The organism is Streptomyces sp. NPDC059009 (genome assembly GCF_042740175.1).
In the GTDB taxonomy this organism is placed as follows: Bacteria; Actinomycetota; Actinomycetes; order Streptomycetales; family Streptomycetaceae; genus Streptomyces.
In genome coordinates, this window is the sequence record NZ_JBHYJB010000006.1 from 108,166 (window position 1) to 121,718 (window position 13,553).

Annotated in this window: 12 protein-coding genes; 5 read left to right on the plus strand and 7 right to left on the minus strand. The window is 72.1% G+C overall.

Annotation, left to right across the window (positions count from 1 at the left end; genetic code table 11):
• Positions 1 to 107: 107 nt before the first annotated feature.
• Positions 108 to 1,514: a S28 family serine protease gene (locus ACFWYM_RS08075; RefSeq protein ID WP_384831746.1), complete on the plus strand. Its 1,407-nt coding sequence runs from the start codon at positions 108 to 110 to the stop codon at positions 1,512 to 1,514.
• Between the two features lie 191 nt (positions 1,515 to 1,705).
• Here the strand turns inward: ACFWYM_RS08075 and ACFWYM_RS08080 are convergent, their stop codons facing one another.
• The 3 genes from ACFWYM_RS08080 to ACFWYM_RS08090 all read right to left on the minus strand — a co-directional run bounded on the left by ACFWYM_RS08080 (position 1,706) and on the right by ACFWYM_RS08090 (position 5,492).
• Positions 1,706 to 2,368, minus strand: coding sequence for a hypothetical protein (locus tag ACFWYM_RS08080; protein ID WP_384831749.1), 663 nt, complete (start codon positions 2,366 to 2,368; stop codon positions 1,706 to 1,708).
• Positions 2,369 to 2,488: 120 nt separating this feature from the next.
• On the minus strand, positions 2,489 to 4,267 hold the full coding sequence (locus ACFWYM_RS08085; protein WP_384831752.1) for a glycoside hydrolase family 3 protein: 1,779 nt from the start codon (positions 4,265 to 4,267) through the stop codon (positions 2,489 to 2,491).
• A 319-nt stretch (positions 4,268 to 4,586) separates the two neighbouring features.
• Complete coding sequence (locus tag ACFWYM_RS08090) at positions 4,587 to 5,492, minus strand: LysR family transcriptional regulator (RefSeq protein WP_384831755.1); 906 nt, start codon at positions 5,490 to 5,492, stop codon at positions 4,587 to 4,589.
• Positions 5,493 to 5,624: 132 nt separating this feature from the next.
• On the opposite strand from ACFWYM_RS08090, the gene ACFWYM_RS08095 reads away from it, so the two are divergent.
• Complete coding sequence (locus ACFWYM_RS08095) at positions 5,625 to 6,590, plus strand: EamA family transporter (RefSeq protein WP_384831758.1); 966 nt, start codon at positions 5,625 to 5,627, stop codon at positions 6,588 to 6,590.
• On the opposite strand, the gene ACFWYM_RS08100 is transcribed toward ACFWYM_RS08095, so the two are convergent.
• The 4 genes from ACFWYM_RS08100 to ACFWYM_RS08115 all read right to left on the minus strand — a co-directional run bounded on the left by ACFWYM_RS08100 (position 6,520) and on the right by ACFWYM_RS08115 (position 10,148).
• The gene (locus ACFWYM_RS08100; protein ID WP_384831761.1) at positions 6,520 to 7,341 is read right to left on the minus strand and encodes a sugar phosphate isomerase/epimerase family protein; all 822 of its coding nucleotides are present in this window, start codon (positions 7,339 to 7,341) and stop codon (positions 6,520 to 6,522) included. The two genes, ACFWYM_RS08095 and ACFWYM_RS08100, sit on opposite strands and share 71 nt — an antisense overlap.
• 86 nt (positions 7,342 to 7,427) lie before the next feature.
• Positions 7,428 to 8,408 (minus strand): GNAT family N-acetyltransferase, encoded by a 981-nt coding sequence (locus ACFWYM_RS08105; protein ID WP_384831762.1) that lies wholly within the window; start codon positions 8,406 to 8,408, stop codon positions 7,428 to 7,430.
• A 73-nt stretch (positions 8,409 to 8,481) separates the two neighbouring features.
• Entirely contained in the window at positions 8,482 to 9,054 is a 573-nt protein-coding gene (locus tag ACFWYM_RS08110) for a Uma2 family endonuclease (protein ID WP_384831764.1), read from the minus strand.
• 41 nt (positions 9,055 to 9,095) lie between these two features.
• A complete protein-coding gene (locus tag ACFWYM_RS08115; protein WP_384831767.1) occupies positions 9,096 to 10,148 on the minus strand; it encodes a LacI family DNA-binding transcriptional regulator in 1,053 nt (350 codons plus the stop codon).
• Positions 10,149 to 10,269: 121 nt separating this feature from the next.
• On the opposite strand from ACFWYM_RS08115, the gene ACFWYM_RS08120 reads away from it, so the two are divergent.
• From ACFWYM_RS08120 to ACFWYM_RS08130, 3 genes are read left to right on the plus strand one after another with little or no spacing between them, the layout of a single operon-like run.
• The gene (locus tag ACFWYM_RS08120; RefSeq protein ID WP_384831770.1) at positions 10,270 to 11,436 is read left to right on the plus strand and encodes a Gfo/Idh/MocA family protein; all 1,167 of its coding nucleotides are present in this window, start codon (positions 10,270 to 10,272) and stop codon (positions 11,434 to 11,436) included.
• The gene (locus tag ACFWYM_RS08125) at positions 11,433 to 12,611 is read left to right on the plus strand and encodes a dihydrodipicolinate synthase family protein (RefSeq protein WP_384831773.1); all 1,179 of its coding nucleotides are present in this window, start codon (positions 11,433 to 11,435) and stop codon (positions 12,609 to 12,611) included. The genes ACFWYM_RS08120 and ACFWYM_RS08125 overlap by 4 nt, the downstream gene beginning before the upstream one ends.
• Positions 12,608 to 13,486, plus strand: coding sequence for a sugar phosphate isomerase/epimerase family protein (locus ACFWYM_RS08130; protein ID WP_384831775.1), 879 nt, complete (start codon positions 12,608 to 12,610; stop codon positions 13,484 to 13,486). The genes ACFWYM_RS08125 and ACFWYM_RS08130 overlap by 4 nt, the downstream gene beginning before the upstream one ends.
• Positions 13,487 to 13,553: the final 67 nt, after the last annotated feature.

Genomic DNA, 13,553 nt, shown 5'->3' on the forward strand with positions numbered 1-13,553 from the left:
AGAGCGGCGATCTTCTGAGGGCGCGCGGGCCTGGCGCCAATTGCCCCTGGTGTGACACCGGTTGGCTCGGTTAGGTTCCGGTCACCGCTGTGTCAAAGGGAGGGTGCATGCGCAAGGCGCTCAGATGGCTCCTGTCGCTCGTGGTGTTCATAGGCACCGTGAGCCTGACCGGAGCGACCGCCGGTGCGGCCACAGCCGCGCCCGCGGAGCCAGACATCAAGGACAGACTGCTCGCGATACCGGGCATGAGCCTGATCGAAGAGAAACCGTACGAGGGCTACCGCTACTTCGTCCTCAACTACGTCCAGCCGATCGACCACCGGCACCCCTCCAAGGGGACCTTCAAGCAGCGCCTGACGGTGCTGCACAAGGACACCAACCGGCCCACGGTCTTCTCCACCTCCGGCTACGGCCTCTCCACCACGCCGAGCCGCGCGGAGCCGACCCGCATCGTCGACGGCAACCAAGTCTCCACGGAGTACCGCTTCTTCAAGCCGTCCCGGCCCGAACCGGCCGACTGGTCCAAGCTCGACATCTGGCAGGCCGCCAGCGACCAGCACCGCATCTTCGAGGCCCTCAAGCCCCTCTACGACAAGAAGTGGCTGACCACCGGCGCCTCCAAGGGCGGCATGACCGCCACGTACTTCGAGCGCTTCTACCCGCGCGACATGGACGGCGTCGTCGCGTACGTCGCGCCCAACGACGTGAACAACAAGGAGGACTCGGCGTACGACGACTTCTTCAAGACGGTCGGCACCAAGGAGTGCCGCACCAAGCTGGAGGCCGTGCAGCGCGAGGCGCTGGTGCGCCGCGAACCGCTGTCGAAGAAGCTCGCCGCGTACGCGGAGGAGAACAAGTACACCTTCAAGACGATAGGCACCCTCGACAAGGCGTTTGAGGCCGTCGTCCTGGACCTGGTGTGGGGCTTCTGGCAGTACCAGCCGGCGGCGACCGCGTGCGCGAAGGTGCCGGACGCGAAGACGGTCACCGACCAGGCCCTCTTCGACTACGTCGAGAACGTCGGCGGCTGGTCCTCCTACACCGACCAGGGCCTCGACCCGTACACCCCGTACTACTACCAGGCGGGCACGCAGCTGGGCGCGCCCACCATCACGCAGCCCTGGCTGGGCGACCTCTCGCGCTACGGCTACCAGCCGCCGCGGAACTTCGTGCCCCGTGACATCCCCATGAAGTTCCAGAAGGGCGCGATGAAGGACGTGGACCGCTGGGTCCACAAGAACGCGCACCAGATGCTGTACGTGTACGGGGCCGACGACCCGTGGGGCGCGGAGCCGTTCCGCCCCGCGCAGGGCGAGAAGCACGACTCGTACGTCTTCACGGCGCCGAACGCGAATCACGGGGCGAAGGTGGAGGGTCTCGTGGCCGCCGACAAGGCGAAGGCCACGGAGCGGATTCTCGCGTGGGCGGGGCTCTCCAAGTCCTCGGCCAAGGCCCCGTACGACGCGAAGCTGGACCGGCCTGCCAAGCAGGGTGAGTTGACCTTGCGTCCGTAGTTTTTCTTTTTCCCCAGTCCCGCCCCTTCCCGAAACGGCGACTCCGTCGCCCTGGGGCGCCCGTCCTGGGGCTTTGCCCCTAGACCCCCCTTTTCGGCCTGGACGGCCTCGTCCTCAATCGCCGGACGGGCTATCTGTAGCCTGTCCGGCGCTTGAGGACGAGCCGCGTCAGCGGCGATATCGGGGAAGCTTCACACTCTGACCGCGCACCCCACCGGCCGTTCCCCTCCCAGGGAAACGTAAAGCGCCGTGTCCGCAGGGCACTTGGACCGGTCCGAGACCGCCACCCGCACCCGGTACTGCGGCTTGCGGTTCCCCGCCCCCGAGCACGCCGTCTCCCGCACTTCCCCCCGCCCCACCCCGTACACACAGTCCCCCACCACGGTCCGGGGCCCACCCCCGCCCCCGGGGTCCCCGGGATGCGGGGCCTCCAGGTTCCGCATGCACGCGTACCCCTGCGGAACCTCCCCGTCCCCGTCCTCGTCGACCGCGGGCCGGTTCTCGCTGATGTGCAGGACGAAGTCCGTCCGCGCCGGACACAGTGGCCCCTCCGAGACCTTGCCGTCGTGGCGCGCGACGACCCGCGCCGCCGCCCGCTCGCTCCCGCACGACACCTCGGTGAAGGTGCGCTGCCCCCGCGAGCTGCACGCGCCGACCCCGAGGAACACCGCCCCGCCCCCGGCCGTCGCCGACCCGTTCGCGGTCGGGCGTCCGCCGCGCCCGCCGTCGTCGAGGCTCCCGTCCGACGACGAGCCCGAACCGCCGTTCCGCTGACACCCGGTGAGCGCCGCGGTGACCGCGAGCAGCACCGCGGCGCACATCACCCCCGTCGTCCCCATGGACCTGGCAAGCATGGCAAACCCCCCGATATCCGCACCCAGCGTGGCCCGCGCGGGCGGGCGCACGCCAGGTGCGCGGGGTGCTTTGGTCCCTTTGGGGGTGGTGCGCCGGGCGCGGTGCGTATGCCGCGTACGTCACTCCGCGGCGAGACCCTGCGAGGTCTCGTACGAAAGCCCGTACCCCACCGGATACAGCACCCGCTCCGGGTCGTCCGCGCGCGGCACCGCCACCGGCAGCCGTCCCCGGGGACCGGCCCGGCCCGCCAACACCCTTGCCGCCGCCCGCACTTCGACGTCCGTCCAGCCGTACGAGGCGAGCGAAGCAGCCACTCCCTCCGGCAGGAACGCCACGTCGTAAGGGTTCCGGACGGCGAGCGTGACGACGGGGACGCCGGTCGCCACCAGGGCCGACACCAGCGCGCCCTGTGCGTCGCCGCCCGCCAGGTTGTACGTGGTCACGACCACCACGTTCCGTCCCCGCGCCGCCGCCACCGCCTCGGTGACCTTCGCTTCCTTGGGTGCCGTTCCCGTTGACAACACCGTTGCCGTGAAGCCCAGTCGGGTCAGTTCGGCGCCCAGCACCGCCGTGGGCGGGCCCGTCGTCCCGGAGGGGGAGGAGGGGTCCGCGCCCACCACCAGGACGTCGCCGTGGGTGGTGGGGGAGAGGGGCAGCAGGGGGCCCTCGTTGCGCAGCAGCGTCGTCGTGCGCTCCGCGATGCGGTCGGCCGCCGCGAGGTGGGCGCGGGTGCCGACGACGCGGTCCACGCGGCGCTGCCCGTAGGCGTAGGGGTCGTCGAAGAGGCCCCGCTTCCGCTTCAGGCGCAGGATGCGCAGGAGCGACGCGTCGAGGCGCTCCTCCGTCAACTCGCCGTCCTGGACGGCCCGCAGCACCCCCGTCCAGGCGATCTCCGGCTTCGGCGGGTTGAGGAGCTGATCGACGCCCGCCTTCAGGGCGAGCACGGGCACCCGGTCGTCGCCGTACTTGGTGCGGACGCCCTGCATGCCGAGGGAGTCGGTCACCACGACGCCGTCGTAGCCGAGCTCCTCGCGCAGGATGCCGGTCACGATGGGGCGCGAGAGGGTGGCCGGGTCCTCGGCCGGGTCGAGGGCGGGCACCACGATGTGCGCGGTCATGACCGAGTCGATGCCGGCGGCTACGGCCGCGCGGAACGGCGGCGCGTCCAGCTCCTGCCACTGCTCGCGGGTGTGGTGGATGTAAGGCAGGGCGGTGTGGCTGTCGGTCCTCGTGTCGCCGTGCCCCGGGAAGTGCTTGGCCGTGGCGGCCACCTCGGCGTCCCGCTCGTACCCCTTGACCTGCGCGGTGAGGAGGGCGGCGACCGCGTCCGGGGCGGCGCCGAAGGAGCGGACGCCGATGACGGGGTTGGCCGGGTTCACGTTCACGTCGGCGAGCGGTGCGTAGTTCTGGCGCACGCCGAGGGCGCGCAGCTCGGTGCCCGCGATCCGGGCGGCCTCGCGGGCGTCGGAGCGGGACCCGGAGGCGCCGAGCGCCATCGCGCCGGGCAGCAGCGTCGCGGGCGCGCCGATGCGGGCGACGGCGCCGTGCTCCTGGTCGACGGAGAGGAGGAGAGGGATGCGCGGGTCGTGGGCGAGGGCCGCCGCCTGGATGCCGTTGGAGAGGGCGGCGATCTGGTGCGGCGTGCGGGTGTTGTGGGCCCAGCCGAAGTAGATGATGCCGCCGGGGCGGTACTTGGCGACGAGCTCGACGGCGTTGCGCACGCCGAGCTCCTTCAGGTTGGCGTCGGCGTCGGCCGCGTCCGGGGCGTCGGCGGAGTGCCCGTACACATGGAGGACGAAGAGCTGGCCGACCTTCTCCTCCAGGGTCATGCGGCCGATGAGCTCGCGCAGACGGCCGTCGTCGGACGCGGGTGCAGGTGCGGCTTCGGCATCGGACATGCCTCGGAGCTTAGGCGAACGAGCGTGCGGGGGAAGGGTGCGGGAAGGGCTGGGGAAGGGCCGGCGAAGGGCCGGGGAAGGGGCCGTCACCGGCACTGTGTGGAGGGGGCGCACCGGTGACGGCGTGCTGCCGGCCGCAGGCGGCGGAGAGGGTGGTCAGCGTTCGCAGCCAGCAGCGATGCCGACACCGCCACGCGGAGACTCTCCGGCAGCATGCTGCTTGGACGGACGGCCCGTCGCGAGGGTTCCCGGGGAACGGGCAATTCACGGAAGTTGGTACGGCCGGGATGAGTGGGGCCGCGTGGGACACGGGGCGCGGTCACGCGTCGGCCACCGGCCAGTGCGCCCGCAGCACCCGTACCGTCTCGGCGATCGCGGGCCGCCGCGCCGCCCCCGTGCGCCACAGCGCGTACAGCCTGCGCACCGGCAGCGGGTCGAGCCGCACCGTCACCGCGCCCTGAGGCAGCGGACCGCGGCCGAGGCGCGGGATGAGCGCGATGCCGAGGCCCGCCGCGGCGAGCGCGACCAGCGTCGGGTTCTCCTCGGCCTGGTGGGCGATGTCCGGCTCGCAGCCCGCCTCGCGGAGCGTCCTGATCAGCCACTCGTGGCAGACCAGGCCCGGCGGCTGGGTGATCCAGCGCTCGCCCTTCAGCTCCTCGCGGCGCACCGAGGCGCGCCCCGCGAGCCGGTGCCCCGCCGGGACGACGAGGTCGCAGAGGTCGTCGCCGATGACCGCCTGGTCCACGCCGGGCGGGGTGGGCAGCGGGGCGATGTCCCAGTCGTGCACGACCGCGAGGTCGACGGCGCCCTTGGCGACCAGGTCGATGGAGAGGTGCGGGTCCACCTCCGACATACGGGCGTCGAGCTGGGGGTGGTCCCGGGCGAGCTCGGCGAGCACCTGGGGCAGCAGCCCGCGCGCGGCCGAGGCGAACGCCGCGACGGTGAGCCGTCCCGCGGGCACCCCGCGCCGCTCCTCCAGCTCGGTCTCGGCGCGCTCCACGATCGCCATCAACTCCCGTGCCGTCTCGGCGAGATGGAGCGCCTCCTCGGTGAGCGCGACCCCGCGGCCGCGCCGCTCGAGCAACGTGGTGCGGGTCTCCCGCTCCAGCTTGGCTATCTGCTGCGAGACCGCGGACGGGGTGTAGCCGAGCGCGGTGGCGGCGGCGCCCACGGTGCCGTGCACGGAGACGGCGTGCAGGGCGCGCAGCCGGGCGAGATCAAGCACATCGACTCCTCATGGACGAACCCCCGTACATGAACCCCCGTACATGAACCCCCCATTCATTAGCGTTGCTTCATCCAATCATGCAGAGATCCGCGCTGGTCCTACATGGTCGCGGCGGGTGATCCTCGACGCATGCGACCTGCTCACATCTGCCTGGCCGTGCTCGTCACCGCGGTCTGGGGCGTCAATTTCGTCGTCATCGAGGTGGGCCTCGGCCACTTCCCGCCCCTCCTCTTCTCCGCGCTGCGCTTCCTCGTCGCGGCGCTGCCCGCGGTGTTCTTCGTGGGCCGCCCGAAGGTCGCGTGGAAGTGGATCGTCGGTGTGGGCCTGGTTCTCGGCGTCGCCAAGTTCGGGCTGCTGTTCATCGGCATGGACGCGGGGATGCCCGCCGGGCTCTCCTCGCTCGTGCTGCAGATCCAGGCGGTCTTCACGGCCCTCTTCGCCTTCGTGGCGCTCGGTGAACGGCCGGGCGGAATACGGGCGTCGGGCATGGTGATCGCCCTCTCCGGGATCGCCGTCGCGGCCGTCGACGAGGGGGAGACGGGCCCGCTCGGCGCCTTCGCGCTGCTGATCGGCGCCGCCGCCTGCTGGGGCGTCTCGAACGTCCTCACCCGCAAGGCCGCCCCGCCCGACGCCCTCAACTTCATGGTGTGGGTCAGCACCGTCCCGGTCCTGCCGCTGCTCGCCCTCTCGCTCCTCTTCGAGGGCCCGTCCGAGGACCTCGCGGCCCTGCGCTCCCTGGACTGGCAGGGCGCCGGGATCATCGTCTACGTCGCGTGGATCACCACGGTCTTCGGCTTCGGCGCCTGGGGCTATCTGCTGCGCCGCCACCCCGCGTCGACGGTCGCGCCGTTCTCGCTGCTCGTCCCCGTCGTCGGGATGTCCTCGTCGGCGCTGTTCCTGGGGGAGTCCGTGACCGGGCTGCGGTGGTGTGCGGGGGCGCTGCTGGTGGCGGGGGTGGCACTGACGTCGCTGGGCCCCGCGTCGCGTACGGGTTCCGGATCATCCGGTACGGGTTCCGGTGGGGTCAGCCCTGTGGCTGTGTCCGCCGCCCGTCCGTCGCGAGCAGCCGCGCCAGGTACTCCCGCCCGGCGCTGAGGAGTTGGGGCAGCGGCGCCGCGTCCTCGTACCACCGCTTCTCGTACTCCCAGCACAGCCACCCGTCCCAGCCCTCGCGCCGCAGCAGCCCCACGCACTCCGCGAGCGGCAGGACGCCCGTGCCGAGCGCGAGGGGCGTGGTGTCGTCGGCGGACGCGATGTCCTTGACCTGGACGTAGCCGAGCTGCGGGGCGAGCGCCGCGTACGAGGCGGCGACGCGCTCGCCGCCCAGCCAGGTGTGCATCACGTCCCACAGGGCGCCGACCTGGCGGTGCCCGACCGTGCCGATGACGCGGGCGGCGGCGGCTCCGGTGCGGTGCGAGTCATGGGTCTCCAGGAGGATGCGGACCCCGGCGTCGGCGGCGAACTCGGCTGCGGTGCCGAGGCGTCGGGCCGCCGTCGCGTCGGCCTCCTCGGGGCTCTGCTCGGTGCCGCCGCCGGGGAAGACCCGGACGAAGGGTGCGCCCACGTCACGGGCGAGGTCGACCAGTGCCCGCACCTCCGCGAGCACGGGCTCGTCGTCCCCGGGCTCGGCCATGCGCGGGTACCCCGCGAGACCGAGGATCCGCACGCCGCTCTCCTTGAACGAGGCGGCCACGTCGGCCCGTTGGACCAGGTCGATGCCGGGGTGCACGGGTTCCTCGGGGTGGGCGCGGAGCTCCACCCCGTCGTAGCCGTGCTCGGTGGCGAGGCGCAGCACGTCGGGGAGGGGGAGGCCGGGGACACCGAGGGTGGAGAAGGCGAGCTTCATGGCGGGGACACTATCCGCCGTGCGAACAGGGTCAACCCCGCGTTGCCGAGCCCCCGTTGCCGGGCGCTTTCGCACCGGGCCCGCTCTTACGCGGGCGCGGCATGCAGCCCGAGCCGCCAGTCCTGCCCCACGAGGTCGACCCCGAAGGACCGGTGCGGCTTCTCCGCGGCCAGCACGAAGCCGTGCCGCTGATAGAGGACCCGGGCCGCTTCGAGCACGTCATTGGTCCACAGCACGAGCTCGCGGTAGCCCACTCCGCGCGCGAACTCCACACAGCAGCCGATGAGTTGGTCCCCGACGCCCAGGCCCCGGGCGTCCGGCTCCACGAGCAGCAGCCGCAGCCGGGCGGTGCCCGGGGCCTCGTCGCGCACGCACATCACGCACCCCACGGGCCGCCCGTCGAGCTCGGCGATCCACACCCGCTCCAGGTGCGGGTCGTGGTCCTCGGCGAAGTCGGCGACGATCCGCGCGACGAGGCCCTCGTAGTCGGTGTTCCACCCGAACTCGGCCGCGTACACAGCGGCGTTGCGCTCCACGATCCACCCGAGATCCCCGGCGCCGGGCTCGCGCAGCACCACGTCCTCGGCCCGCCGGGCTCTCTCCCGGGAGCCGCTCAGGATCTCCCGCACGGTCCCGAGGGCCGCCGCGAGCCGCACCCGGTCCCCGGCGGACACCCCGGACAGCAGCGCCCCCACGGCCTCGCGCGAGCGCTCGTCCAGCAGATCGGCGGCGGAGCGCCCGCGTGCGGTGAGGGTGATGCGCTGTCGCCGCGAGTCCCGCGCGGAGGGCCCGCGCTCGACCAGCCCGTCCCGCTCGAACTTGGCGAGCAGACGGCTCAAGTACCCGGCGTCGAGGGACAGTTCGCCCCGCAGGTCGGCGGCGTCGGTCCGCGGGCTGTGCGCCAGCTCGTACAGCACGCGGGACTCGGTGAGGGTGTACGGGACGTAGAGGTGGCGGCTGTAGTCGAGGGCGCCGATGAGGTTCGTGTAGAACCGGTTGAAGGCGCGCAGCTCCTGCACGGGCGCGAGCGCGGCAGCGGCCACGCTCTCGGACTTCCTGATCACCATGGCGGATCACCCCGAGGTTCCTTTGACTTAGTCAACGGTACGGCGGGGTGAGGGAGAGGGGAACCCTCCCGGTTCAGCCGAGCTCGCCCATCTTGGGGAAGCCATCGGTCCGGATGGTGATGTCCCGCCCCTCCAGGGGCAGGACGAGGTCCTGCCCGAACGGGACCTGCGCCTCGTCCTCGTATGTTCCGGTCCTGGTCGGGCGGCGGTAGAGAGTGCAGACGCCGTTCTCGGGGTCGATCACGACGTACAGGGGGATGCCGCACTCGGCGTACAGGTGGAACTTCTTCGTGAAGTCGTTGTCGCGGCTGCTCTCCGGCACGATCTCAAGGACCGCTTCGAGGCTGTGCCACTCGAAGCGGTCGCGGCTGTTGCGCTCGGCTCCCGGCGCGACGATCGCCAGGTCGGGTGCGTAGCCGTACTGGCTGGACGGGAAGTCGATCATGACGTCCGAGAGGATGTCGTCGTGAGCGGCGAGCTGCTGCTCGATCTGAGGAGCCGCTTTGAGGATGACTTTCCACTGGTACTCGCCCTGAGGCGTCATGATGATCTTCCCCTCCGTGATCTCGACGCGGTAGCCGCGGGGAAGATTGACGCCGTCCAGTACGTCCCAGGCGCTGGGTGCATCCATGACCATGACTGACATATGAGCCTCCCTTTCCCAGTCATGTCAACGACATCAAGGGCTCACCGGCACGGCGCCCCCGTCGACCCCCGCACCATCAGCTCCCCGTGCACCGTCGCCACACCCCCGGGCGGCGCCGTCTCCCGCCCCATCGCGATGCGGCCCGCCCGCGCCCCCGCCTCGTACAGGGGCAGGCGCACCGTCGTCAGCGCGGGGACCGCGTCGACGCTGAAGGGGAGGTCGTCGAAGCCCGCCACCGAGACGTCCTCGGGGATGCGCAGGCCGCGGTCGCGCAGGGCGGCACAGGCGCCCAGGGCCACCGTGTCGTTCGCGGCCACGACAGCCGTCAACTCCGGCTCGCGGCGCAGCAGTTCGGCCGTCGCGTCGTAGCCGGAGCGACGGTCGTACGGGCCGTGCAGGGTACGGGCCGGGTCGTCGGGGACGCCGTGCGCGGCGAGCGCCTCGCGGTGGCCCTCCAGGCGGTGGCGGGTCGTGGTGCGCTCCTCGGGGCCCGCGATGTAGCCGATGCGGCGGTGGCCGAGCGAGAGCAGATGCTCCGTCAGGTGCCGTCCGCCGCCGCGGTTGTCGAAGGCGAGCGCCACCGCCTCGGTGTCCGCGGACGGCGACGGCGGCCGGCCGCACAGCACCACCCGCGCCCCCGCCTCCGCGAGCCGCCGCAGCTTCCCCGCGATCGCCTCCGCGTGCTCCGTGTCCTCGATCGCCCCGCCGGTGAGGATGACGGCGGCGGCGCGTTGGCGCTGGAGGAGCGTCAGATAGGTGAGTTCGCGCTCCGGAGAGCCGCCCGTATTGCACACGACCGCCATCCGCTCCCCGCCCGCACGCCCCCCGGGCCCGACGATCTCCGACTGGACCGCGCTCGCCATGATCCCGAAGAAGGGGTCGGCGATGTCGTTGACCAGGATGCCGACCAGGTCGGAGGTGGCGGCGGCGAGCGCGCTCGCCGGGCCGTTCAGGACGTAGTCCAGCTCGTCCACCGCGCGCAGCACCCGCTCGCGGGTGGCGGCGGCGACGGGGTAATTCCCGTTCAGGACGCGGGAGACGGTGGCGGGGGAGACCTGGGCGCGGGCCGCCACGTCCGCCAGGGTCACGGTCATCTGGTCATCCTCCGTCTTGTCCGGGCCTTGGAGGCAGGCTAACTTTCTCTCGTGTAGAAAGCGCTTGCTATCTCGCTCGACCATCAGCTCGCTATTCGCTCTGCGGAGGGACGGACTCGACGTGACACGCAAGACGGTGCGCATCGCCATGAACGGCGTGACGGGACGGATGGGCCACCGGCAGCACCTGGTCCGCTCGATCCTCGCCCTGCGCGAGGAGGGCGGCCTCGACCTGGGCGACGGCGAGGTCCTGTGGCCCGAGCCGGTCCTCGTGGGCCGCCGCGAACACGCCCTGCGCGCCCTCGCCGCCGAGCACGGCCTGGAGCACTTCACCACCGACCTGGACGCGGTCCTCGCCGACCCCGCCGTGGACATCTACTTCGACGCCCAGGTCACCGCCGCCCGCGAGACCGCCCTCAAGCGGGCCATCGCCGCGGGCAAGCACATCTACACCGAGAAGCCCACCGCCACCGGCCTCGACGGCGCCCTGGAGCTCGCCCGCCTCGCGCACCACGCGGGCATCAAGCACGGCGTCGTCCAGGACAAGCTCTTTCTGCCGGGCCTGCTCAAGCTGAAGCGGCTCGTCGACGGCGGCTTCTTCGGGCGGATCCTGTCCGTGCGGGGCGAGTTCGGCTACTGGGTCTTCGAGGGCGACTGGCAGAGCGCCCAGCGCCCCTCCTGGAACTACCGCACCGAGGACGGCGGCGGCATCGTCACCGACATGTTCCCGCACTGGGAGTACGTCCTGCACGAGCTGTTCGGCCGCGTGCGCACCGTCCAGGCGCTCACCGCCACCCACATTCCGCAGCGCTGGGACGAGAACGGCAAGCCGTACGACGCCACCGCCGACGACGCCGCGTACGGCCTCTTCGAGCTGGAGGGCGGCGCCGTCGCACAGATCAACTCCTCCTGGGCGGTGCGCGTCAACCGCGACGAACTCGTCGAGTTCCAGGTCGACGGGACGGCGGGCTCGGCCGTCGCGGGCCTGCGCAACTGCCGCATCCAGCACCGCGGTTCGACCCCGAAGCCGGTCTGGAACCCGGACCTGCCCGCCACCCACTCCTTCCGCGACCAGTGGCAGGAGGTCCCCGACAACGGACCGGACGCCTCCGGCGGCTTCGGCAACGGCTTCAAGACCCAGTGGGAGCTCTTCCTCAAGCACGTGTACGCGGACGCGCCCTACCGCTGGGACCTCCTGGCAGGCGCCCGCGGCGTCCAGCTCGCCGAACTCGGCCTGCGCTCGGCGGCGCAGGGCCGCCGCCTCGACGTACCGGAGATCACCCTGTGACCCCCGCACCCGCGGACGGACCCCCCACGTCCCCCTCGTCCCCCTCGTCCCCCTCGGCCCCTACTTCCCCCTTGGTCTCCCGGACCGTCTTCTCGGCGGCCCACGTCGTCGCCGACCCGCACGCCGACGTCTCCCCGGACTCCCCTGCGGCCATCGACTGGGACGCGACGCTCGCCTTCCGCCGCCACCTCTGGTCGCACGGGCTCGGGGTCGCCGAGGCCATGGACACCGCGCAGCGCGGCATGGGCCTCGACTGGACGGCCGCGGCCGAGCTGATCCGCCGCTCCGCCGCCGAGGCGCGCGCGGTCGGCGGCCGCGTCGCGTGCGGCGTCGGCACCGACCAACTCCCCGTCCCGGCCCGCCTGGCGGACGTCAGGGCGGCCTACGAGGAACAGCTCGAACTCGTCGAGGGCGAGGGCGCCCAGGCGATCCTGATGGCCTCACGCGCACTGGCGAAGGCCGCGCGCGGCCCCGAGGACTACATCGAGACGTACGGATGGCTGCTCCGCCAGTCATCCGAACCGGTCATCCTCCACTGGCTCGGCCCGATGTTCGACCCGGCGCTCACCGGCTACTGGGGGAGCCCGGACCTCGACGCCGCGACCGAGACCTTCCTGGAGGTCGTCGCGGCCCACCCTGACAAGGTGGACGGCGTCAAGATCTCCCTCCTGGACGCGGACCGCGAGATCGCCCTGCGCCGCCGCCTCCCCAAGGGCGTGCGCTGCTACACGGGAGACGACTTCCACTACCCCGAGCTGATCGCGGGCGACGCCCACGGCTTCAGCCACGCGCTCCTGGGCATCTTCGACCCGCTGGGGCCCCTGGCGGCGCGAGCGGTCCGGTCCCTGGACACAGGAGACGTGACGAGGTTCCGCGAACTCCTCGACCCCACCGTCGAGTTGTCCCGCCACCTCTTCCAGCCGCCGACCCGCTTCTACAAGACGGGCGTCGTCTTCCTCGCCTGGCTCGCGGGCCATCAGTCGCACTTCACGATGGTGGGCGGCCTCCAGTCGGCCCGTTCGCTGCCCCATCTGCGGCGCGCCTACGAACTCGCCCGCGACCTGGACCTGTTCGATGAACCGGAGCGTGCGGCGACCCGCATGAAGACGTTCAACCAGGTGTACGGAGCGGACCAGGTGTACGGAGCGGACCGGGTGTACGGAGCGGACCAGTGACAGCGACACCTACAACGACGGCGACGCCGACAGAGACCGTGCCGGCGCGCTTCAGCATCAACCAGGCGACGGTGAAGCAACTCGGCCTCCCCGAACTCGCCACGGCCTGCACGGACCTGGGCGTACGAAGGGTGGGCCTCTGGCGCGAACCGGTGCACGCGTACGGCCTGGCGGAGACGGCGCGGCTGATGCGCGACGCGGGCCTGACGGTCACCACCCTCTGCCGGGGCGGCTTCCTGACGGACATCGAGGCACGCGCGCGTGGGTGGGCCATCGACGACAACAAGGCGGCGATCGACGAGGCGGCCACGCTGGGCACGGACACCCTGGTCCTGGTCTCGGGCGGCCTCCCCAAGGGCAGCCGCGACCTGCACGGCGCCCGCGAACGCATCGCGGAGGCCCTCACGGAACTGGCCCCCTACGCCGCCGACCGCTCCGTCCGCCTGGCCATCGAGCCCCTGCACCCCATGTTCGCCTCGGACCGCTGCGTGGTGTCGACGCTGTCCCAGGCCCTGGACCTCGCGGAACGCTTCCCCGCCGACCAGGTCGGCGTCTGCGTGGACACGTACCACGTCTGGTGGGACGACACGGCCCCCGCGCACATCGCGCGCGCGGGAGCCACGGGCCGCCTCCACGCCTTCCAACTGGCCGACTGGATCACACCGTTGCCCCAGGGGGTCCTCAACGGCAGGGGCCAGCTGGGGGAGGGCGCGATCGACATGAGGGAGTGGCACGCCTACATGGAGGCGGCCGGGTACGCCGGCCCCATCGAGGTGGAGCTGTTCAACGAGGAGTTGTGGGCGGGGGACGGGCGGGAGCTGCTGGCGGAGACGGCGAAGAGGTTCCGCATCAGCCTGTCCGGCGGAGATCTCTGAGCCCGTCCGGCGTTTGAGGACAAGGCGCGTAGCGCCACCCCTTCCTCCTTCCCAGCCCGTCCGGCGT